Raw genomic sequence first — 22,390 nt, 5'->3', positions numbered from 1 at the left:
CCTCCCATGACTGCAACAGACGCCCCGATCCTGATCACCGGTGCCGGCCAGCGTGTCGGCCTGCACTGCGCCGAGCGCTTGCTCGACGAGGGCCACTCGGTGATTTTCAGCTACCGCAGCGAGCGCCCAGGCGTTGAAGCCCTGCGCAAGCGTGGCGCGGTCGGCGTGTTTGCCGACTTCTCCAGCGAAGCGGGAATTCTCGCGTTCATTGCAACGCTTAAAACCCGGACCGACAGCCTGCGCGCGATTATCCACAATGCCTCGGCGTGGGTCGCAGAAACGCCGGGCGACGAAAGCCGTGCGTTCACTGACATGTTCAGCGTGCATATGCTTGCGCCTTACCTGATCAACCTGCATTGTTCACCCTTGCTGCAACGCTCAACACCCGCCGATATCGTGCATATCAGCGACGACGTGGTGCGCAAGGGCAGCCGCCAGCACATTGCCTACTGCGCCACCAAGGCCGGGCTCGACAGCCTCACGTTATCGTTTGCTGCGCAATTCGCGCCGTTGATCAAGGTCAACGGCATTGCACCGGCGATGGTGATGTTTAATGAAGGCGATGACGCGGCTTACCGCGCCAACGTCCTGGCCAAGGCGGCACTGGGCATCGAGCCCGGGCCCGAGGTGATCTACCAGAGCGTGCGTTACCTGCTGGACACCCCCTATGTCACCGGTACCACCCTGACCGTTAACGGCGGGCGGCATATCAAGTAAGCCGTTTGTGAGGATGTTGTATGACCTTGACCCTGCCCCAACACTACCGCGAAATCCTCAAGGGCCTGGGCGAAGACCCGGAACGCGAAGGCCTGCTCGACACTCCCAAGCGTGCTGCCAAAGCCATGCAATACCTGTGTCATGGCTACGAGCAAAACCTGGATGAAATCGTCAACGGCGCGCTGTTTGCGTCCGACAATGACGAGATGGTGATCCTCAAGGACATCGAACTGTATTCGCTGTGCGAGCACCACTTGCTGCCCTTTATCGGCAAGGCCCACGTGGCCTATATTCCGACCGGCAAAGTGCTGGGCCTGTCGAAGCTGGCGCGCATTGTCGACATGTACGCGCGGCGCCTGCAGATCCAGGAAAACCTCACGCGGCAGATCGCCGACGCGATCCAGCAGGTCACCCAGGCCGATGGCGTCGCGGTGGTGATCGAAGCCAGGCACATGTGCATGATGATGCGCGGTGTGGAAAAACAGAATTCAACCATGAACACCTCGGTGATGCTCGGCGCGTTCCGCGAGTCGAACACCACGCGCATGGAGTTCCTGCAACTGATCGGACGGAGCAAGTAGCAATGCCACAACTTCAACCAGGCATGGCGCGCATCCGGGTCAAGGACCTGTGCCTGCGCACCTTTATCGGCATCAACGAAGACGAAATCCTCAACAAACAGGATGTGCTGATCAACCTGACCATCCTGTATGCCGCCCAGGAAGCCGTGCGCGACAACGATATCGACCACGCGCTGAACTATCGCACCATCACCAAGGCGATCATTGCTCACGTCGAAGGCAACCGCTTCGCCCTGCTGGAGCGCCTGACCCAGGAATTGCTCGACCTGGTGATGAGCAATGAGTCGGTGCTGTACGCCGAAGTCGAAGTGGACAAACCCCACGCGCTGCGCTTTGCCGAGTCGGTTTCGATTACCCTGGCGGCCAGCCGCTAACCCCGAATTTTCAGTGAGCCTTATGAACGATCAACAACGCCTCGAACTCGAAGCCGCCGCCTTCCGCCGACTGGTGGCGCACCTGGACAGTCGCAAGGACGTGCAGAACATCGACTTGATGAACCTCTCCGGTTTCTGCCGTAACTGCCTGTCCAAGTGGTACAAGGCCGAGGCCGACCAACGCCAGATCGAACTGAGCCTCGATGACGCCCGTGAAGTGGTGTACGGCATGCCGTACGCCGAGTGGAAAGCTCAATACCAGAAAGAAGCCAGCGCCGACCAACAGGCGGCGTTTGCCAAAGGAAAAACCCATGACTGATTTGAATGCCCTGCGTGCCAGCCTCAACAGCGGCGAACATGTTTTTGCTGACACACTGGCTTTTGTGGCCGCAGGTTACGACTACCAGCCGCAAGCCTTCACCAACGGCGACGTGGAAAATGCTGCCGGGCAGAACGAAGGCTCGTGCAAGACCCTGGGCCTAGCCCTGCTGGAGGGTTTGAGCGATCAGGAAGCGTTGCTGGCGTTTGGTGAGCATTACCGTTCTGTCGTGGCAACGCCGGAAGGTACTGACCACGCGAATATCCGCGCGCTGATTGCGCATGGTTTGGCCGGTGTGAAATTCACTGCACAACCCCTGACCCGAAAATCCTGAGTCAAACACACATCAAAATGTGGGAGCGGGCTTGCTCGCGAAGGCGGTTGATCAGTCGACTTATTCAGTGACTGACACTCAGCATTCGCGAGCAAGCCCGCTCCCACATTTGATCTGTGTTGGTCATCAAATCCCACACATAAAAAAACCGGCCTCTCAGCCGGTTTTTTTATTTCAACGGTTTAGAACGAAGCGTCCTTCAACCCGTCGAGGTAACGCTCGGCGTCCAGTGCCGCCATGCAACCGGCGCCGGCCGAGGTGATGGCCTGGCGGTACACGTGGTCAGCCACGTCACCGGCAGCAAAAATACCTTCGATGTTGGTCGCAGTCGCGTTGCCTTCACGGCCGCCCTGCACCACCAGATAACCGTCTTTGGCTTCCAGCACGCCCTCGAACAGCGAGGTGTTCGGGGTGTGGCCGATGGCGATGAACACGCCATCAACGGTAAGCTCGTCGAAGCTGCCATCGTTGTTTTTCAGGCGAGCACCGGTCACGCCCATGTTGTCGCCCAGGACTTCGTCCAGGGTGGCATTGAGCTTGAGGATGATCTTGCCTTCAGCGACACGGGCGTGCAGCTTGTCGATCAGGATTTTCTCGGCGCGGAAGGTTTCGCGGCGGTGAACCAGGGTCACGGTGCTGGCGATGTTGGCCAGATACAGCGCCTCTTCTACGGCCGTGTTGCCGCCACCGACTACAGCGACGGGCTTGTTGCGATAGAAGAAACCGTCGCAGGTCGCGCAGGCGGAAACGCCTTTGCCCATGAACGCTTCTTCCGACGGCAGGCCCAGGTAACGGGCGCTGGCGCCAGTGGCGATGATCAGCGCGTCACAGGTGTAGACGCCGCTGTCGCCGGTCAGGCTGTAAGGCTTCTTGGAGAAATCGACCTTGTTGATGTGGTCAAAGACGATCTCGGTCTCAAAGCGCTCGGCGTGTTCTTTCATGCGCTCCATCAGCACCGGGCCGGTCAGGCCGTGGACGTCGCCCGGCCAGTTGTCGACTTCGGTGGTGGTGGTCAATTGACCGCCCGCCTGCATGCCAGTGATCAGCAGCGGCTTGAGGTTGGCCCGGGCAGCGTAGACGGCAGCGCTGTAACCGGCAGGGCCGGAACCGAGAATAATCACTCGCGAATGACGGGTATCAGACATGACTCACTCCTATCGACCGCCCGGACAACAAGGCGGCTGGAATAAAAAAGGACCGCGAAACACTTGGGGAAGTGCTTGAACTCGCAGGCCCTGAAAAATAATGGGTGCAGCGTATCGAGGGGGGCAAGATTAAGGAAATACGCAATAACAATCCAGCTCATAGGCGGTCTCTATGCCGTCGGCCCCGTTAATCGAGGCCATTGTTACCGTTGATGTCGCCGCTTCCACCGCCAAGGCAAAGCCGGTAAGGTCGGCGCGTTCGCCCCATTGCTCGGAGTTATCCATGCCTGCCCCTGTTCTTTCCGGCCCGCAATACCTGCGCGAAGGCCTCAAACTGGTGTTGAGCCCCGGCCTGCGCGCCTTTGTGCTGCTGCCGCTGGCGATCAACCTGATGCTGTTCGTCGGCTTGATCTATTTCGCCGGCCACCAGTTCAGCCTGTGGGTCGACCACTTGATGCCGACGCTGCCGAGTTGGCTAAGCTTTTTGAATTACCTGCTGTGGCAATTGTTTGTGGTGCTGGTAGTGCTGATGGTGTTTTTTACCTTCACCATGCTGGCCAATATCATCGCGGCGCCGTTCAACGGCTTTCTCTCGGAGAAAGTTGAAGTGGTGGTGCGTGGCACCGACGATTTCCCGGCGTTCAGCTGGGGCGAATTGATCGCCATGGTGCCGCGTACTCTGTCCCGGGAAATGCGCAAACTGGGCTACTTCCTGCCACGGGCCATCGGCCTGTTTATCCTGTCGTTCATTCCGGTGGTCAACCTGATCGCGGCGCCGCTGTGGCTGCTGTTTGGCGTGTGGATGATGGCGATCCAGTACATCGACTACCCGGCGGACAACCACAAGCTGGGCTGGAACGAAATGCTCGCCTGGCTGCGCCAGAAGCGCTGGCAGAGCATGAGCTTTGGCGGCATCGTTTACCTGGTGTTGCTGGTGCCGGTGGTGAACCTGCTGATGATGCCGGCGGCCGTTGCTGGCGCCACCTTGTTCTGGGTGCGTGAGCAAGGGGCCGAGGCGATGACGCGGCAGGCTGTCGCCAAGTCATAAATCCATCATCCCGATGACACAATGACGACATGGCCCACAGTGACACTGTGGGTCATGACGACAGCCTCGCTCCACATCACCCTGATCACCGAAACCTTCCCGCCAGAGATCAACGGGGTGGCCAATACCCTTGGCCGCCTGTGTGACGGCTTGCGCGCACGCGGCCATCAGGTCGAACTGGTGCGCCCGCGACAGGGTGTCGATCAGAGCCGCCCCAGCGATGATGGCTTGCTGCTGTGCCGCGGCTGGCCGCTACCGGGTTACCCGGGCCTGCAATGGGGCCAGTCGTCGATGCACAAATTAATGCGACGCTGGACCCGTCAGCGCCCGGACGTGCTGTATATCGCCACGGAAGGGCCGCTGGGCTTGTCCGCCTTGCGTGCGGCACGGCGCCTGGGAATAGGCGTGGTCAGTGGGTTTCACACCAACTTTCAGCAGTATTCGAATCAATACGGCTTGAGCATGCTGAGCCGCCTGGTGACCCACTATTTGCGTTGGTTCCATAACCGCTCGACCTTGACTCTGGTGCCGAGCACGAGCCAGCGCCTGGAGCTGGAGCGGCGCAGTTTCGAGCGTCTGGGCATGTTGTCTCGCGGGGTCGACAGCCAATTGTTTCACCCGGCCAAGCGCGATCATGCGCTGCGTGAAAGCTGGGCGTTGAACAGTGAGCAAATCGCTGTGCTGCATGTAGGAAGACTGGCACAGGAAAAGAACCTGGGGCTGCTTAAACGCTGCTTCAAGACCTTGCAAGACACCTATCCCCAGCGCCAGATGAAACTCATCATCGTCGGCGATGGCCCGCAGCGGTCGATGCTGGAGAAGGAGTTGCCGGAGGCGATTTTCTGCGGCACGTTGCGCGGTGAAGAGTTGGCACGGCATTACGCGTCGGGCGACGTGTTCCTGTTCCCCAGCCTGACCGAAACCTTCGGCAACGTGGTGCTGGAAGCCATGGCTTCGGGTTTGGGCGTGGTCGCCTACGACCAGGCGGCTGCGACCCAGCATATTCGCCACGGCTACAACGGTGTGGTGGCGATGCCGGGGGATGAGGGGGCTTTTTGCGATGCGGCCAACTGGCTGCTGGAAGATGCGGAAGGCTTGCGCCGCATGCGCTTGAATGCTCGCCAACATGCGAGCCGTCAGGGTTGGCCGGCGATTATCGAGCAGTTTGAACGGCAATTGCGTGGCGTGTGCAAGGACGGGCACCCGGTGCCCGTCCTTTCGCCCCTTACACCAGGGTCGTCAACGCCTCACGACTGAAGGGCAGGATCTCGCCTTCACGACCTTCGCGCACCTTCACCGCCCAATCCGGATCCACCAGCAGGGCACGGCCCACTGCAACCAGGTCGAACTCGTCGTTGTTTAGGCGCTCCAGCAGTTTTTCCAGACTGGCCGGTTGCGCTACCTTGTCGGTATTGACCATGAACTGCAGGAACTCGCCGTCCAGGCCGACGCTGCCGACGGTGATGGTCGGCTTGCCAGTGAGCTGACGGGCCCAGCCGGCCAAATTGAGGTCGGAACCTTCGAATTCCGGCTCCCAGAAACGGCGCGTGGAGCAGTGGAAAATATCCACACCGGCGTCAGACAAAGGCTTGAGGAATTCACCCAAGGCTTGCGGGGTTTGCACCAGGCGCGCGGTGTAGTCTTGCTGCTTCCATTGGGAGAATCGGAAAATGATCGGGAAGTCCGGGCCGACAGCGGCGCGGGTGGCCTGGATCAGCTCGATGGCAAAACGCGAACGGTTGGCCAGGCTGCCGCCGTATTCGTCGGTGCGCTGGTTAGTGCCTTCCCAGAAGAACTGATCGACCAGGTAGCCGTGGGCGCCGTGAATCTCGACGCCGTCCATGCCAATGCTTTGGGCATCCTTGGCGGCTTGGGCGAAGGCGTTGATCACGTCTTTGATGTCTTGGGTGGTCATGCCGTGGACGACGACAGTGCCGTCCTTGAGTTTTTCCATCGGGCCGTAGGCCGGCACGCTGGCGTCCGGTTCAGTGCCGATACGGCGCACGCTGCCCACGTGCCACAGCTGCGGGACGATCTTGCCGCCTTCGGCGTGCACCGCGTCGACCACTTTCTTCCAGCCGGCCAGCGCGGCCTCACCGTAGAAATGCGGGACGTTCGGGTAGCCGTTGGACGCCGGATGGCCGACCACGGTGCCTTCGGTGATGATCAGGCCCACGCCTGCCGCGGCGCGGCGGCGGTAGTACTCGATGACCTTGGAATTGGGCACGCCACCTGGGGAGAACGAGCGGGTCATCGGCGCCATGACCACGCGGGTCGACAGTTGCAGTGCGCCGAGCTGGAAGGGTTTGAACAAAGCTTGGACAGACATGGGGGCACTCCACGGAACAGGGGTTTATGATGTGGATAATATGGTGAGCGCAGCGCGCTTGATAGCACTATTGATCTGGGTGATTAAGGGGTAAAAGCAGGAGAGCCCGGTTGGCATTGACTTGTGGAGAGCGGGCTTGTTGTGGCGAGCGGGCTTGCCCCGCGTTGGGGCGCGAAGCGGCCCCGAAAGCATGCACCTTGGAGTGTCTGGAGAATCGCGGTGGGTTTATTGGGGCTGCTGCGCAGCCCAACGCGGGGCAAGCCCGCTCGCCACAACAAGCTCGCTTGCCATACCAAGCCCGCTCGCCACAGCAAGCTCGCTTGCCAAAGCAGGCCCGCTGCCACGGCAAATCCGCTATTCAGGCCAGGGCTTTGTCGATGGCCTGGATGATGGTGAGATCATCCGGGGCAGTGCGGGGTGAGAAACGCGCCAACACGCGTCCGTCCTTGCCCAGCAGGAATTTCTCGAAGTTCCAGGTGATATCACCGGGAAACTCGGCGCCCTCGCCCGCCAGCAGGCGGTAAAGCTGGTGGCGATCAGGGCCATTCACGTCGAGCTTGCTGCCCAGCGGGAACGTTACGCCGTAATTCAGGCTGCAAAACGCCTGGATCTCTTCCTCGCTGCCTGGCTCCTGGCCGGCAAACTGGTTGCAAGGCAGGCCCAGCACGGTAAAGCCCTTGTCCTTGTATAGCTGGTAGAGGGTTTCCAGCGCCGCGTATTGCGGGGTCAAGCCACATTTGGAGGCCACGTTGACCACCAGCATAACTTGCCCCTTGAAGGGCGCCAGCGGCAGCTCATGACCGTCTAAAGCTTTGAGTTTCAGGTCGTGGAAAGCACTCATGACGAACTCCAGATATCCCATGTTCTTCGCATTGCGGCCTGTCGAGATTACAGACCACAAGCCTGCAATCATAGACGCCGAGTGAAAAACTCGCCCACCGGTTACTGCGCGGTTGGCCAAGGCAAAATAGGAATCGCAGTCACGGCGTTCTGTGGGCTGCCTTCGATCAAACGGTCGCTGTAGACCAGGTAAACCAGAGTGTTGCGCTTCTTGTCGAGGAAGCGCACCACCTGCATGGTCTTGAACACCAGCGACGTGCGCTCCTTGAACACTTCGTCGCCGTCCTTGAGTTCGCCCTTGAAGTGGATCGGACCTACCTGACGGCAGGCAATCGAGGCTTCAGCGCGGTCTTCAGCCAACCCAAGGCCGCCTTTAACGCCGCCGGTCTTGGCGCGCGAAAGGTAGCAGGTCACGCCGTCAACCTTGGGGTCATCAAACGCTTCAACCACAATCCGGTCGTTGGGGCCGACAAACTTGAACACCGTCGACACCTGGGCAATCTCTTCAGCCGACGCCAGCAAGGGCATCGCCAACAGCAGTCCGAGCACTAACTTCAATGAACGCATGGTTTATTCCCTTTGTTTTCAGACCAGGATCAGGTTGTCGCGATGAACCAGTTCCGGTTCCGCCATGTAACCCAATAGTCCGACAATCGCTTCTGAAGATTGTCCAATGATTTTCTGCGCTTCAAGGGCGCTGTAGTTGGCCAGGCCACGGGCAATTTCACGGCCGTCGGGCGCCACGCACACCACCATCTCGCCACGGCGGAAGCTGCCCTGCACCAGCTTGACGCCCACCGGCAGCAGGCTCTTGTTGCCCTCAGACAGCGCAGACACAGCGCCAGCGTCCAGCACCAGAGTGCCGCGGGTTTGCAGATGACCGGCCAGCCATTGTTTGCGCGCCGCGAGCATGCCGCGTTCCGGCGACAGCAGCGTTCCAATGCGTTCACCCGCCTTGAGGCGATCCAGCACGCGCTCAAGGCGCCCGCCGACGATGATGGTGTGCGCACCGGAACGTGCCGCCAAACGTGCTGCACGCAGCTTGGTCTGCATGCCGCCACGGCCCAGGGCGCCGCCGACACTGCCAGCCACGGCGTCCAGCGCCGGGTCATCGGCACGCGCCTCATAAATAAGCTGGGCTTGGGGGTTATTGCGCGGGTCGGCGTCGAACATGCCGTCGCGGTCGGTGAGGATCACCAACAGGTCGGCTTCGACCAGGTTGGCCACCAGCGCTGCGAGGGTGTCGTTGTCGCCGAAACGGATTTCGTCGGTGACCACCGTGTCGTTTTCGTTGATCACCGGGATGACCTTCAGCTCCACCAATGCGCGCAAGGTACTGCGGGCGTTAAGGTAGCGCTTGCGGTCGGACAGGTCGTCGTGGGTCAGCAGAATCTGCGCAGTGTGGCGGCCGTGCTCGGCAAAGCTGGATTCCCAGGCTTGCACCAGGCCCATCTGGCCGATGGCGGCGGCGGCTTGCAGCTCGTGCATCGCGCTGGGTCGCGCGGTCCAGCCGAGGCGGCTCATGCCGGCAGCAACGGCCCCGGACGACACCAGCACCAATTCCACACCGGCTTCATGCAAAGCCACCATCTGCTCAACCCAGACGCTCATGGCTGCGCGATCCAGACCTTTGCCATCCGCCGTCAGCAGCGCACTTCCGATCTTTACGACCCAGCGCTGCGCACCTGTCACTTTGCTCCGCATCATCTTCAACCTTAGAGTGAGGGCTGCGCGACCCAGCGCCGCCCAAAACGTTATTCGTGGCTACCGAATCCCAGATACCAAAACGCCGCTCCAGAGAGCGGCGCTTAAGTTTACTGCAACGAATCAGTCGCGCACGTAAATGATTTCCGGACCGTCTTCATCATCTACGTCTTCTTCGTCCCAATCGTCGTCACCGATGTCATGGACCGACTTCACGCCGCTGCGACGCAGGGCACGCTGGTCGTCCAGCGCCTGCAACTGGGCGCGGGCTTCGTCTTCGATCTGTTGGTCAAGCTCAGCCAGTTCGGCCTTGAATACCGGGTCAGCCGCCAGGCGGTCAGCACGGTCTTCGAGGTAGCGCATGATGTCGCGGGTCAGGCGCTCGGTGCCTTCTTTGGCGATGGCCGAGATCACGTAGACCGGGCCAGTCCATTCCAGGCGGTCGACGATTTCCTTGACGCGCGCGTCGTGCTCTTCTTCGAGGATCTGGTCGCACTTGTTCAGCACCAACCAACGATCACGCTCGGCCAGGGCCGGGCTGAACTTGGTCAGCTCGCTGACGATTACTTCGGCGGCATCCGGTGCACTGGTGTCATCCAGCGGCGCCATGTCCACGAGGTGCAGCAGCAAACGGGTACGCGACAAGTGCTTGAGGAAGCGAATGCCCAGGCCTGCGCCGTCGGAAGCACCTTCGATCAGGCCGGGAATATCGGCGATCACAAAGCTTTTCCAGCGGTCTACGCTGACCACGCCCAGGTTTGGCACCAGGGTGGTGAACGGGTAGTCGGCGACTTTCGGCTTGGCGGCCGAGACCGAGCGGATGAAGGTACTTTTGCCGGCATTTGGCAGGCCCAGCAGGCCTACGTCGGCGAGTACCTTCATCTCCAGCTTCAAGTCACGCTGCTCGCCCGGCTTGCCTGGCGTGGTCTGGCGTGGTGCACGGTTGGTACTGGACTTGAATCGGGTGTTACCCAGACCGTGCCAGCCGCCCTGCACAACCATCAGCTTCTGGCCAGCCTTGGTCAGGTCGCCAATGACTTCCTGAGTGGCCGAGTCGATGATCGTGGTGCCGACCGGTACGCGCAGCACCATGTCTTCGCCTTTTTTACCGGTGCAGTCGGTGCTGCCGCCGTTGGAGCCACGCTCGGCATCGAAGTGCCGGGTGTAACGGTAGTCGACCAGGGTGTTGAGGTTTTCGTCGGCCATCATGTAGATGGAACCGCCGTCACCGCCGTCACCGCCGTTGGGGCCACCGTTTTCGATGAATTTTTCGCGGCGGAAACTCATGCAACCGTTACCGCCGTCGCCTGCTTTTACTCGGATGGAAACTTCATCAACGAACTTCATAACAAAACGCCTCTCGTCGCACGGACGAGCTTAAAAAAACCAAGACATAAGACTCTTGCAAAAATGAGCGCAGCGACCTCAGAAAACGACCGCCTATCCAGCGCCTGAGCCCATCACAAACAGCTTTGCAAGAGACTCACTCCACAAACGAAAAAGCCCCGTCGCGAGACAGGGCTTTTCCAGCGATCGCGCAATTAAGCGGCGACAACGCTCACGTAACGGCGGTTGAAAGCGCCCTTTACTTCAAACTTGATCACGCCTTCGATTTTAGCGAAGAGGGTGTGATCTTTACCCATGCCAACACCGTAACCGGCGTGGAATTGGGTGCCGCGCTGACGCACGATGATGTTGCCCGGAATGATTTTCTGGCCGCCATACATCTTAACGCCAAGGCGTTTGGCTTCTGAGTCGCGACCGTTACGGGTACTACCACCAGCTTTTTTGTGTGCCATGAGTCAATTCTCCTAGTGAGGAATTAGGCTGAAATTAAGCCTGAATACCGGTGATTTTGATCTCGGTGTACCACTGGCGGTGGCCCATACGCTTCATGTGGTGCTTACGACGACGGAACTTGATGATGCGGACTTTATCGTGACGACCTTGGGAGATCACTTCAGCCACAACGGTAGCGCCAGCAACGACTGGAGCGCCGATGTTCACGTCATCGCCATTGGCGACCAACAGAACGCGATCAAAGGTAACGGATTCGCCGGTAGCGATTTCCAGTTTTTCGATCTTCAGGTATTCACCTGGGGCGACCTTGTATTGCTTGCCACCAGTAACAATTACTGCGTACGACATGGTATTTCTCCGATAATCCTGCTCACCCAGCTCTTTATAAGAAGAGGTATTGGCTGGCATGGCTGCATGGGATGGACGTCCCTAATGCAATTGCGTAAGGCAGGTGCTGCCCAGGAAGTTCAGGGTGCGCGATTGTACGCAAGGTAACGAAGCCTTGCAAGGGGCCGTCCATCGCGCCTTGACAGTGCCGGGCGTGGGTCCTAGCATGCCGCGCAACCCTTCTGGAGCGACTGTCGCTGATGCAACCCCAAGCCTTCTACCGCGCGGTCGCGGACGATTTTAGCGCCGTCGATGTCATCATCAAGAAGCAGCTGACTTCTAAAGTGCCGCTAGTCTCCAAAATTGGCGACTACATTACATCGGCTGGCGGCAAACGCCTGCGTCCTTTATTAGTGTTGCTGTGCGGCAAGGCCCTGGGCCGCGAAGGCGATGACCTGCGCCTGCTCGCCGCCACCATTGAATTCCTGCACACCGCCACCTTGCTGCATGACGACGTGGTCGACATGTCGGGCATGCGCCGTGGCCGCGAGACTGCCAACGCGATGTGGGGCAATGCGCCCAGTGTTCTGGTCGGCGATTTCCTGTACTCGCGCTCGTTCGAAATGATGGTCGAACTGGGTTCGATGCCGGTGATGAAAATTCTTTCACAGGCCACGCGCATCATCGCTGAAGGCGAAGTGTTGCAGCTGTCGAAGGTGCGCGACGCCAGCACCACCGAAGAAACCTACATGGAAGTGATCCGCGGCAAAACCGCGATGCTCTTCGAAGCCTCGACCCACAGCGCCGCGGCCCTGTGCGAAGCGACGCCAGAGCAACGCGAAGCACTGCGTACGTTCGGCGATCACTTGGGTGTTGCGTTCCAGCTGGTAGACGACCTGCTCGATTACAAAGGCGACGCCGAGACCCTGGGCAAGAACGTCGGTGACGACCTGGCCGAGGGCAAACCGACCTTACCGCTGATCTACACCATGCGCGAAGGCACGCCGGAACAGGCTGCCCTGGTGCGCAAGGCGATCCAGAAAGGCGGGATCGAAGACTTGGAAGCCATCCGCGCTGCGGTGGAAGCCTCGGGTTCCCTGGAATACACCGCACAACTGGCGCGTGACTACGTAGCGCGTGCCATCAAGTGCCTGGACGCCCTGCCTGCAAGCGAATACCGGGATGCACTGGTTGAGCTGAGTGAGTTTGCGGTCGCGCGTACTCACTGATACTCCCCTGCTTCATGTGGAAGCTGGCTTGCCTGCGATGACTTCAGTGAATTCACTGCCGCTATCGCAGGCAAGCCAGCTCCCACATTTAACCCCGTCCCACCCCGCCGGAATCTAAAACCCTATATAATGTGCGACTTTTAGCCATCCTGACTCTCAAGGAGCTTTAGTGAGCACGTTGCCACCCTGCCCGAAATGCAATTCCGAATACACCTACGAAGACGGCGCCCAGCTGATCTGCCCGGAATGCGCCCATGAGTGGTCCGCCAATGGCCAGGCCGAAGCAGCCAGCGATGAGACCGTGAAGAAAGACTCTGTGGGCAACGTCCTGCAGGACGGCGACACCATCACCGTGATCAAAGACCTCAAGGTCAAAGGCACTTCGCTCGTTGTGAAGGTCGGCACCAAGGTCAAAAATATCCGCCTGTGCGATGGCGACCACGATATCGATTGCAAGATCGACGGTATCGGCCCGATGAAACTCAAGTCCGAGTTCGTGCGAAAAGTCTGAATCTGCTGCCTCCATCCCGCGCCCGCCGCGGGATGGCGTTTCGCCCTCCGCCTTGATCGAACGCAATATCCACACAGAAAACTCAGGAAACCGCCAATAGGCACTTGCTATTCCACGAATAAGAATTATTCTCATTGAAACCCATCAAGGAGAATGCACCATGACGTATTTGATCGATGCCTGGCTGGACCGCCCACATCCTTACCTTCGAATCCTGCATCGGGAAACCGGCGAAGTTTGTGCGGTGCTGGAAGAAGAGGCGCTGAATGAACTGCAGGATCAGGGCGACCTGGATGTGAATGGCCTGAGTTCCAGCGAGCCTGGAGTGCTGAAGGAAGTAGTACGTAACCTGTTTCTGTTCTGCTATGCCCGAGCGTTGCGCCCGGCGACGGAGCTTAATGGCAAGTTTCATCCATGAGCGACCGCGCAAAACCTGAATGCACCGGCTCCCACAGGGAGCCAGGTGCAATTGTCAGCAGGTCTTACAGAACGTCGAGCAGCTCGACGTCGAACACCAGAACGCTGTGCGGCGGGATGCTGCCAACGCCTTGAGCGCCGTAAGCCAACTCGCTCGGCACGTACAGGCGCCATTTGCTGCCGGCATTCATCAGTTGCAGGGCTTCGGTCCAGCCGGCGATCACGCCACCCACCGGGAATTCTGCAGGCTGGCCGCGCTCGTAGGAGCTGTCGAACACAGTGCCGTCGATCAGGGTGCCGTGGTAGTGAGTGCGCACCTGATCTTCGCGGGATGGCTTGGCGCCGTCACCGGCAGTCAGCACTTCAAATTGCAGGCCGGAAGCCAACGTGGTGATGCCGTCACGCTTGGCGTTTTCAGCCAGGAAGGCCAGGCCTTCGCCAGCCGCTGCTTCAGCTTTGGCAGCCGCTTCGGCTTGCATGATTTCGCGGATAACCTTGAAGCTGGCAGCCATTTGCTCTTGATCAACACGGCTTGGCTTACCGGCGAAAGCGTCAGTCAGACCAGCCAGGATCGCGTCGATGCTAACGCCTGGTGGCGGGTTGTCGCGCAGTTGGTCGCCCAGTTGACGGCCAATGCCGTAGCTGACGCGGGTTTCGTCGGTGGACAGATTAACGTCGGACATGAAGGTGCTCCGCTGTAGGAAGGCATTCAAACCGCGCACAAGTGCCGCGCGTTGCGTGCCATCCAGAACTAAAAGGGCCAGCAGACTAGCACACAACACCCGGCGTTGATGAACACCCGGGCATACCTATCTACTGCCAGCCCCGGCCCGCACGTCTCCATGCTGGTGATTCAACTCATCACCCTTGGGGCTGTGCCAATGAGTACGCCGAACACCCTTCAATCTGCACCCACGCTTGATCAGATTCATGCCCATTTGATGGAGATTGACCCCAGCCTGCGTGCGCTCGGCAAGCAGACGGTCGCCTTGCCAGAAGAGCGCTTGGCGCTGGAGCAGATCAACACCACCTTGAAGCGCATCAACGGCGCATTCAAGAACAAGGCGCGCGACCTGTATCGAGACCTCGACAGAGCAGACCTCACCCAGCCTGCGGGTCAGCAATACCTTGCCCAACTAAAAACCAACCTGAACAAAAACCTTGAGGCCCTGGATGAAACAAGCGCCGTCGATGGCCAGAGCCGTAAAACGTACCTGGCCTTCAGCGCCGGCATCAGCGCCCTGGAGCAGGAGACCCGACTCAACGTCAGTGACTACCTGCTCTCCCCCGCCGACCTGCTGATGCTTGAAGACTGCTCCCGCGGGCCAGGTTTCCGGCCGGGCATGTACGCGCTCACGTTCAGCTACCAGGCGCATACCGTGGCATTCGCCGGAGCCTTCGTACTGACGCGCAAAGCCAGCCCGACCGTCGACAGCCTGAGCGCCACCGAGCCCGTCGGCCCGGTGTTGCTGTTCACGCCGTCACGCGGCCTGGAGGCTTTCTACTCGCTGCACGAACTTGAGAGAGGCTTGCAGTCAACGCTGGCGACGCGCGCCGGCCTGGCAGAATTCAACACTCACCTGCCCGTGCAGTATCAGCACCTCGACGCCATTGGCATTTTCCCGCTGGAACTGCTGCCCATTGAGGGCGAACCGCTGTTCGAATACACCTACCAGGCTCTGCTCGACAAACGCGCGAAAGACATCGAGTTCGCCCTGAGCCTTGCAGAAGACAACCTGTGCAACGCGGCTCAACTCAAGCAACACCTGGACAACGCCATCGACGCCGCCTTGCCCGACCTGACCCAACGCCTGGAACTCAGAGCTCAGCAGTTACTTGAGCGTCATTTATTCAACGCATTGCCCGACTGGTACCGCAGCGCGAGCAGCGTCCAACGAACCACGCTCGACCAACACCTGGTCCGCTATAACAGCGCCCGACAAACATTCCTTGACCTGTTTGGTCCTGCCGCAACGCCCCAGGCCCTCGCCCGCCATCAGTGGGCTGAGCAACTGGCGGATGAAATGGACATTCACGACCTGGACCCTGACCTGCTGCACATCACGACCCGTCGCACAGTGCCCCACGTTGGCACGTATGAGCAGAAACGCTCACTGGTGGAGCTTTCCCTGCGCGGCCTGCACACAGATGACAGCACGCCGGGCTCGGCCTTCCTCGAACACAGCACGCTGAGTTATGCCGACGCGCCGCTCAAGGCTGAACACGCCGAACTGACTGCGCAGAATGTGGTGACTCACGTACAAGCGCTGCAACCTCGCCTGGACTTCGCCACTGGCCAAAAAACCGCCCTGGCGACCCCGCAAATCAAACAGGCCGCGCGCGATTTTTTTGACCAGCGCCTGGTAACCCTCGCTTATGTCGCCACACTCAAAGGCCATCTGAGCCAGACCGATTTCGAACTGTTTGAACACCTGCGAGAAAAACCGCGCCCGCAGTTGTGCGCCCAAACCGTGCTGCTGCACGGTGCACAGTTCAAAGACCTGTGGCTGTTGCGCGAGAACGACGCCAGCGGCAAGGTCAAACGCCTGTTACTGTGCGCGCCGAACGCGCCGGGCACACAAGAGTTCTTCGCGTTCGACACCCTGCACGCCTGCCAAACGCACATCATCGGCTGGCTCGACAACACGCCCCACAGCAGCAAACCGACGATGCGCGATTACCTGCTGGAGCAATTGCCCCTGCGCTTTCGCCCAAAAATGCGCGCGTTCATGCAAGGCATCAGTTTGCGGCCCGATGCCGAGGAGCATCAGGAAGTCACCTTCGGCAAACCTCGCACTCACGCGGACTGCCTGGACGCTCTGGCTGCGCATCAGTTGGCGGTGCAGGGTGACGACTACGAGCAAAGCTCGCCAGCCTGGTATCGCGCGGCGTCCGCGGCAGACCGCGCGCGCCTGACGACCCTCGCGGATGATGCCGCCGGGGCGCTGCGCACCTACGATGCGAGGCCGGATGCCGAGGCTAGCTTTCCGACATTCGAACGTTACCTGCACCAACAGGCCACGCTCAGCCTGAATAAATTGTTGGGCCGCTCCCGGAACGATATCGACCCGGACAGCATCTTCGCCTACGCACCCAAGCCCTTGGTCGGAACCTCTGCGCTACCCATCTCCTACACCACCCTGTACCGCGATGGGTACGAAGACGGTATCGGGTTTCTCAACGAAAAATTCTCCGCAGCGGCCACCTTTCGCGGCCCGCCGGAAGTCGACCTGACACCCTTGACCCCACAGAACGTCGCACGCTCCGTTACCGGCGTCTGGATCGGCCGGCGCTATACCGACGAAGTGCGCCAGCGCCTGCAAAGCAGCACCAGCCCGGGGTACGCCGAACGTCGCGACGCCGTGCTGGCGATCCAGCAACTGCAGATGAAAAGCGCCGCATTGGAGTCGCGCCTGCAAGGGCATATCGCCAGCGTGGACCTGGCCTGGCTTGAACTGGCCATCGACAGCCTGGCGGCAACCGACGGCACCACGCGCACCCTGTATAAAGTCCATCGGCTGGTGATTGATGGCGACTGGGTGCTTGGCAATTACCTGTTCAGCCACGCCGACAAACCGGTGTTGCTGTACACACCCGATGCGCCGGATGGCGTGTGCTTTCGCGAGGCCAGGTTGTTCAACTACCTGTTGAAACAGGTTGAAGGCATGATCGGCTACTGGGCTGCACGGATGCCACAGCAGGCCATTTCGCGCGTCAGCGGTTTTCTTCAGAACGCCAAAAAGAGCCTGCCGGAGGATATCAACCGCACCACACCGAGCCCCGCCCGGCACGACGGGATCAGCCACATCAAGCCTCTGAGCGATTTGCGGCATGAGTTCTACAACATGCGCCTGCAGCGCAAGATTGATGACGTGCACGCCACCACGGTCAATCGCACCCAAATGATTACCGGCATCCTGTGGACCTGCATTGAATGGGTGACCGCCGTGGCAACCATGCCATTTCCTGTACTGAGCCTGGCCCTCGGCGGGTTGCTGGCCTTCAAGGACGCCATGCTCGCGCTGAATGCCTATCATCAGAACGACAAAGGCGCCGCCCTGGACCACTACATTGGCTACTTGGCGAACTTAGGGGGCGGCTTGTTATTTGATCTTCGCCCCGCATTTAAAACTACCTTCAAGGCGCTGCGTCCGACGATTCGCACCGGCCCCCAGGCGGCAAAAAGCGCATTTATCAGCCAACTCGACACGCTCGACCCCGAAGGCATGCAGCATGTGCTGTTTGACGGGCAATCGTTATGGGCGCCACAACAGCCCGATGCCTTGGGCCGCTACGTGCTGTATCGCCACGATCCACTGACCGGTCAGTTGCATTCAACCGCACGCCTGGCTAATCGCAACGCTGGCGGCGAGTGGGTGCGCACCGGAATGGCCGGTGGCGGGCGCAAGAAATATGAACAATTATTGGCCGATGACACCAGCCCACTGGACGCCTTTGACGTGGCGCCCGATGACGCCAAAACGTTTCGCACGTTGCTTGACCCTGAGTTCAAAAACAACCTGCTGTACAACGACGATTCCATTGAAGCCGCCATTCAAACCAATGCGAGAGTCGAGGTAGAACCACTGCGTCTGGCCTACAGTCAGAAAGTCGAGCAACTGCGCCTTAGCGCCGACGCCTTCTTCCAGAACCAGCCACTCCCTGGGCCTAAAGCGCAACTGCCGATGCTCGCCACCGATGCGACTCACGGCGATATCCTCAAGACGCTGTTCAGTCGGGATAAACGCTTGATCATCGGGGCCGCCAACAACTCCATCGCCAGCAAGCAGCTGCTGATAGAGCAACTGCCATTAATGGTCGAACAGGGACTCAAGCGGGTATATATCGAAAACCTGCCCCGCGACCTGTTCCACCGCAAGCTGAAAATCCTCAATAACCAACTTGAGGGTGATAAGGCACACGCGCTGAAGCAGATCAGCCATCATCTGAAATGGATCGACGAGACCTTGGAGCTCACCGAAGAGGCGCCCTTTACCTACCGCAAGCTGCTGCACGAAACCCAGCGTTTGAACATCGCAATCGACGGCCTGGATGCTGCCGCCTCCTACCATATGGAACATGTACTGGCCCTGGGTGATGGACCGCGCTTCATCCCCCGCAACAGCAAACTGCGCAACTTTTACTCACACACGGTCATTCAGCACAGGCTGAGAGACAACCCGGGTGAAGGCTGGATAGCCCTGGTGGAATCGAATCGCCTGGGCTCGTATGAACGGATTTCAGGGCTCGCTGACCTGCAAAATGCCCCGGCCCTGCGCATCAAGGATGCAGCGCCGGGACAGCCCACAGGGCTGCATCCCGACAGCGCCTCCAGCGGGCAATCCCGAGGGGATTACGCGTTATCGATATCGGCGCACACCGTGACGCTGCCAACATCGCGTACCGTTTCACCTGTGAGCGTTGCCGCGTCGCACTTCGCCGAGTTCGACATACCCCACGCCATTTACGCCCCCATTGAGGAAATGACGCAAATCCATCGCGGGCTGGATACGCGCTACACGCCGACCAAACCCGACCATATCGGCGCACAACGCAAGTTCTTCGAAATACGGCAACGCTTGGCGACGGCTGCAGAAAACGCCTTTGCCGACTTCACCCTGGCTCCGCGCGCACCTCTGACTCAACTCTCGACCCAGAGCGAGCAGGTCTTTATCGAGCAGCTGTATCGGCACAAAAACGGATTGATCATCGGCGAAATCCACATCCAGCAATCAGCCAAGCAGTTGTTGATCGGCGCCATGAAGCACCTGAAAAAACAGGGCGTGAAAACGTTGTACATGGAGCACCTGCTCACCGACCTGCATCAGGCAGCACTGGACACCTTTCACCGCACCTCGAAAATGCCGCCAGGCTTGAGAAGCTACCTGATGGCCCTCGATGCCGGACAAATGCCGGGGTACAAGGGCGCCCACACGTTTACCAACGTCGTCAAAACAGCGAATAAATACGGGATTCGAGTCAGGGCACTGGACTGCACGGCCAGCTATCACGTCAAAGGCCTCATCGGTGATATGAGCCGTAGTGAGTTATTCAACTATTTCGCCAACGAAGTGATCAAGGCCGACCAGCTGGCGGAAGGCGCCCATAAGTGGGTGGCCTTCATGGGCAATTCCCATACGGATATGCACCGGGGAGTACCAGGAGTTGCGCAGTTGCAGGATGCGGTCAGCCTGCATGTGCGCGATACCTACCCGGAGCAGGCCAAGAAGCTGCGCATCGGCGGTTGGCAATCACTCGGAGAACACTCGATTGTGGCCCTGCGCAGTGACTTCAGAATTGATGTGGGTAACCTCAAACAGCCAGTGCCACGACGCACGCCGCTGCCCGACCGTACTCGGCTGACCGAAGCGGGTTTGTTCTTCATCGAGCGCCCCAGTGAATTCGAAGTCAACCTGGTTCACCGCTCACGCAGCAATGACATCATCGCCACGCCGATTCAGATCAATGACAAAGGCCAGTACTTTATCGAACGGTGGGATGCACTCAAAAATGAACGTTTCTTTGACCTTTCGGAGCTGATCAACATCCTCAAAGCGAACCCTCCTGCAGGCATCGGGCTACGAGCAATCACCTGACCCACACCGCCTCACAACCCCGCCCGGTAATCGGGCGGGGTTCACCGTTCATCAGCCCACAAAAAAATAATTTCAGATCCACGCCTAGCCGCCGATACCAACCTACATACTTTGGCTGGCTCAAACAACAACACCGTCCAGCAGACAAACATCACCTTATGGAGCTTTCGATGAATAGCTGGTTCGGCAACATTAGCGTCAACCTAAAACTGGGCCTGGGCTTTGGCCTGGTACTCGTCCTCACTTCGATCCTGGCCCTCACCGGCTGGACCAGCCTGGGCGGCCTGATCGATCGCAGCAACTGGATGAGCGACATCACCCAGCTCAACGCCTCATTGACCAAGCTGCGCATCGTGCGCCTGCAGTACATGCTGGCCAACGGCGACGAAGCCGTGGCGCAAAACGTACAAACCAGCCTCGACGCCTTCGCTGCCAAGCAGCAAAAGCTGCTGGACAGCTTCAAGAGCCCGGAAAACCTCAAGCTGCTCAACCAGCAGAAGGCTGTGATTACGGCGTATCAGCAGTCATTGAACAAAATGCGCGAGGCCTACCGTAACGGCACCAGCGCACGCCAAGTGATGGGCGACAAGGCCGACATTGCCAATACCCAGATCAATGCACTGGTAGACAGCGTGCAGCAAATGCCCGAGAGTCCTGAGCGCTTCGCCCAGTACCAGGCCGTGAGCAATGCCAAGGAAGACTTCCAGTTGGCGCGCTACGAAGTGCGTGGCTACACCAATAACGTCAACGCCGAAACCGAAGCCCGCGCCGCCGCGCAAATCGACAAAGCCATCGCTAGCTTGAAAGGCCTCAACGCCACCTTTGGCAGCAGCCAACAAAGCGCGTTGGCCTCGCTGGACACCGCGCTCGGCGACTATCGCAGCGCCGTGCAAAGCTACAAGGCAGCCAACGCCAACATTGTCACCGCCCGTGCCGAAATGACCACCCAGGGTGGCGATATCGTGACGATCAGTGAAAAACTCTACGACATTCAACTGGACCGCCGTGACGCCGAAAGCGCCCAGGCCCGCAGCCTGCAATTAATCAGCACGCTGCTCGCCCTGCTGGTCGGCATCATCGCAGCGTGGGTCATTACCCGCCAGATCACCCGTCCGATCAGGGAAACCCTGGCCGTGGTCGAGCGCATTGCCTCCGGTGACCTGAGCCACAACATCCAGGTCACCCGCCGTGATGAACTGGGCGTGCTGCAACAAGGTATCCAGCGCATGGGCACCACCTTGCGTGAACTGATCAGCGGTATTCGCGACGGTGTGACGCAAATCGCCAGCGCCGCCGAAGAGCTGTCTGCCGTCACCGAGCAAACCAGTGCCGGTGTGAACAGCCAGAAGATCGAGACCGATCAAGTCGCCACCGCGATGCATGAAATGACCGCCACCGTGCAGGAAGTCGCACGCAACGCCGAACAAGCCTCCCTCGCCGCTGCCGACGCCGATAGCCAAGCCCGTGCAGGCGACAAAGTGGTGGCCGAGGCCATCGCCCAGATCGAACGCCTGGCCGCCGAAGTGGCGCGCTCTACCGACGCGATGACCCACCTGCAACAAGAGAGCAACAAGATCGGCAGCGTGATGGACGTGATCAAAGCGGTAGCCGAACAGACCAACCTGCTCGCGCTCAACGCTGCGATTGAAGCGGCACGTGCCGGTGAAGCCGGTCGCGGGTTTGCCGTGGTGGCGGACGAAGTACGCGGCCTGGCCCAGCGCACGCAAAAATCCACCGAAGAAATCGAAGGCCTGGTCGCCGGTTTGCAGAACGGCACCCAGCAAGTGGCAGCGGTGATGAACAACAGCCGCAGCCTCACCGACAGCAGTGTCGAGCTGACGCGCAAGGCGGGCGTGTCGCTGGAAAACATCACCCGTACGGTGTCGAATATCCAGTCGATGAACCAGCAGATTGCAGCGGCGGCGGAGCAGCAAAGTGCCGTAGCGGAAGAGATCAGCCGCAGCATCGTGAATGTGCGTGATGTGTCGGAACAGACCGCTACGGCGAGTGATGAGACGGCCAAATCGAGTGTGGAGCTGGCGCGGTTGGGTAGCCAGTTGCAACAGATGGTCAGCCATTTCCGGGTGTAAGAACACGCCCTTTCAGGGTTTTTGAAAGC

Annotated in this window: 22 protein-coding genes and 1 pseudogene; 13 read left to right on the top strand and 10 right to left on the bottom strand. The window is 59.6% G+C overall.

Annotation, left to right across the window (positions count from 1 at the left end; translation table 11 throughout):
* Window positions 1-6 precede the first annotated feature (6 nt).
* The 5 genes from folM to Q7C20_RS21515 are packed head-to-tail and all read left to right on the top strand — an operon-like array spanning window position 7 to window position 2,325.
* On the top strand, window positions 7-717 hold the full coding sequence (gene folM, locus Q7C20_RS21535) for a dihydromonapterin reductase (RefSeq protein WP_375070049.1): 711 nt from the start codon (window positions 7-9) through the stop codon (window positions 715-717).
* Window positions 718-737: 20 nt separating this feature from the next.
* A complete protein-coding gene (folE, locus tag Q7C20_RS21530) occupies window positions 738-1,298 on the top strand; it encodes a GTP cyclohydrolase I FolE (protein ID WP_375070047.1) in 561 nt (186 codons plus the stop codon).
* Between the two features lie 2 nt (window positions 1,299-1,300).
* Window positions 1,301-1,672 (top strand): dihydroneopterin triphosphate 2'-epimerase, encoded by a 372-nt coding sequence (folX, locus tag Q7C20_RS21525; protein ID WP_003194073.1) that lies wholly within the window; start codon window positions 1,301-1,303, stop codon window positions 1,670-1,672.
* A 22-nt stretch (window positions 1,673-1,694) separates the two neighbouring features.
* The gene (locus tag Q7C20_RS21520) at window positions 1,695-1,991 is read left to right on the top strand and encodes a DUF1244 domain-containing protein (RefSeq protein WP_375070045.1); all 297 of its coding nucleotides are present in this window, start codon (window positions 1,695-1,697) and stop codon (window positions 1,989-1,991) included.
* On the top strand, window positions 1,984-2,325 hold the full coding sequence (locus tag Q7C20_RS21515) for a HopJ type III effector protein (RefSeq protein WP_375070043.1): 342 nt from the start codon (window positions 1,984-1,986) through the stop codon (window positions 2,323-2,325). The genes Q7C20_RS21520 and Q7C20_RS21515 overlap by 8 nt, the downstream gene beginning before the upstream one ends.
* A 182-nt stretch (window positions 2,326-2,507) precedes the next feature.
* Here the strand turns inward: Q7C20_RS21515 and trxB are convergent, their stop codons facing one another.
* Complete coding sequence (gene trxB / locus Q7C20_RS21510) at window positions 2,508-3,470, bottom strand: thioredoxin-disulfide reductase (protein ID WP_065885058.1); 963 nt, start codon at window positions 3,468-3,470, stop codon at window positions 2,508-2,510.
* Window positions 3,471-3,599: 129 nt separating this feature from the next.
* On the bottom strand, window positions 3,600-3,755 hold the full coding sequence (locus tag Q7C20_RS21505) for a hypothetical protein (protein ID WP_375070042.1): 156 nt from the start codon (window positions 3,753-3,755) through the stop codon (window positions 3,600-3,602).
* On the opposite strand from Q7C20_RS21505, the gene cysZ reads away from it, so the two are divergent.
* Complete coding sequence (cysZ, locus tag Q7C20_RS21500; protein WP_375070041.1) at window positions 3,754-4,518, top strand: sulfate transporter CysZ; 765 nt, start codon at window positions 3,754-3,756, stop codon at window positions 4,516-4,518. The two genes, Q7C20_RS21505 and cysZ, sit on opposite strands and share 2 nt — an antisense overlap.
* Before the next feature lie 54 nt (window positions 4,519-4,572).
* Complete coding sequence (locus tag Q7C20_RS21495) at window positions 4,573-5,775, top strand: glycosyltransferase family 1 protein (RefSeq protein ID WP_348060048.1); 1,203 nt, start codon at window positions 4,573-4,575, stop codon at window positions 5,773-5,775.
* Here the strand turns inward: Q7C20_RS21495 and Q7C20_RS21490 are convergent.
* The 7 genes from Q7C20_RS21490 to rplU form a co-directional block, all read right to left on the bottom strand.
* Window positions 5,744-6,847, bottom strand: a complete 1,104-nt coding sequence (locus Q7C20_RS21490) for an NADH:flavin oxidoreductase (protein ID WP_375070038.1) — start codon at window positions 6,845-6,847, stop codon at window positions 5,744-5,746. The two genes, Q7C20_RS21495 and Q7C20_RS21490, sit on opposite strands and share 32 nt — an antisense overlap.
* Before the next feature lie 358 nt (window positions 6,848-7,205).
* Window positions 7,206-7,688 carry a glutathione peroxidase gene (locus Q7C20_RS21485; RefSeq protein WP_375070037.1) on the bottom strand — a complete coding sequence of 161 codons (483 nt, stop codon included), beginning with the start codon at window positions 7,686-7,688 and terminating at the stop codon, window positions 7,206-7,208.
* Between the two features lie 101 nt (window positions 7,689-7,789).
* Window positions 7,790-8,254, bottom strand: coding sequence for a CreA family protein (locus Q7C20_RS21480; RefSeq protein WP_348060054.1), 465 nt, complete (start codon window positions 8,252-8,254; stop codon window positions 7,790-7,792).
* Between the two features lie 18 nt (window positions 8,255-8,272).
* Entirely contained in the window at window positions 8,273-9,391 is a 1,119-nt protein-coding gene (proB, locus tag Q7C20_RS21475) for a glutamate 5-kinase (RefSeq protein WP_375070065.1), read from the bottom strand.
* Between the two features lie 123 nt (window positions 9,392-9,514).
* Window positions 9,515-10,738, bottom strand: a complete 1,224-nt coding sequence (gene cgtA / locus Q7C20_RS21470) for an Obg family GTPase CgtA (protein ID WP_375070035.1) — start codon at window positions 10,736-10,738, stop codon at window positions 9,515-9,517.
* A 194-nt stretch (window positions 10,739-10,932) separates the two neighbouring features.
* Window positions 10,933-11,190: a 50S ribosomal protein L27 gene (gene rpmA / locus Q7C20_RS21465; protein WP_003176049.1), complete on the bottom strand. Its 258-nt coding sequence runs from the start codon at window positions 11,188-11,190 to the stop codon at window positions 10,933-10,935.
* 34 nt (window positions 11,191-11,224) lie between these two features.
* Entirely contained in the window at window positions 11,225-11,539 is a 315-nt protein-coding gene (gene rplU, locus Q7C20_RS21460; RefSeq protein ID WP_003176051.1) for a 50S ribosomal protein L21, read from the bottom strand.
* 239 nt (window positions 11,540-11,778) lie between these two features.
* Between rplU and Q7C20_RS21455 the strand changes: the two genes are divergently transcribed.
* The 3 genes from Q7C20_RS21455 to Q7C20_RS21445 all read left to right on the top strand — a co-directional run bounded on the left by Q7C20_RS21455 (window position 11,779) and on the right by Q7C20_RS21445 (window position 13,676).
* Entirely contained in the window at window positions 11,779-12,747 is a 969-nt protein-coding gene (locus Q7C20_RS21455) for a polyprenyl synthetase family protein (protein WP_348060382.1), read from the top strand.
* A 169-nt stretch (window positions 12,748-12,916) separates the two neighbouring features.
* Window positions 12,917-13,258 carry a zinc ribbon domain-containing protein YjdM gene (locus Q7C20_RS21450; RefSeq protein WP_375070031.1) on the top strand — a complete coding sequence of 114 codons (342 nt, stop codon included), beginning with the start codon at window positions 12,917-12,919 and terminating at the stop codon, window positions 13,256-13,258.
* Window positions 13,259-13,418: 160 nt separating this feature from the next.
* Entirely contained in the window at window positions 13,419-13,676 is a 258-nt protein-coding gene (locus Q7C20_RS21445) for a hypothetical protein (RefSeq protein ID WP_003194088.1), read from the top strand.
* Window positions 13,677-13,740: 64 nt separating this feature from the next.
* Here Q7C20_RS21445 and Q7C20_RS21440 read toward each other — a convergent pair whose 3' ends face one another.
* Window positions 13,741-14,358: an FKBP-type peptidyl-prolyl cis-trans isomerase gene (locus Q7C20_RS21440; RefSeq protein ID WP_348060379.1), complete on the bottom strand. Its 618-nt coding sequence runs from the start codon at window positions 14,356-14,358 to the stop codon at window positions 13,741-13,743.
* 198 nt (window positions 14,359-14,556) lie between these two features.
* Here Q7C20_RS21440 and Q7C20_RS21435 point away from each other — a divergent pair, with 198 nt between their 5' ends.
* The 3 genes and pseudogenes from Q7C20_RS21435 (at window position 14,557) to Q7C20_RS21425 (ending at window position 22,361) form a co-directional block, all read left to right on the top strand.
* Window positions 14,557-20,271, top strand: a complete 5,715-nt coding sequence (locus Q7C20_RS21435; RefSeq protein WP_375070029.1) for a toxin — start codon at window positions 14,557-14,559, stop codon at window positions 20,269-20,271.
* A 158-nt stretch (window positions 20,272-20,429) separates the two neighbouring features.
* Window positions 20,430-21,458: pseudogene (locus tag Q7C20_RS21430) on the top strand (methyl-accepting chemotaxis protein); the annotation flags it as partial.
* A gap of 39 nt (window positions 21,459-21,497) precedes the next feature.
* Entirely contained in the window at window positions 21,498-22,361 is an 864-nt protein-coding gene (locus Q7C20_RS21425) for a methyl-accepting chemotaxis protein (RefSeq protein ID WP_375070064.1), read from the top strand.
* Window positions 22,362-22,390 lie beyond the last annotated feature (29 nt).

Origin of the sequence: Pseudomonas sp. AMR01, from assembly GCF_041946035.1 — a bacterium.
Classification (GTDB): Bacteria; Pseudomonadota; Gammaproteobacteria; order Pseudomonadales; family Pseudomonadaceae; genus Aquipseudomonas; species Aquipseudomonas antarctica_B.
The sequence above is the reverse complement of the archived record's forward strand: the minus strand, read 5'-3'. Positions and strand labels throughout refer to the sequence as shown.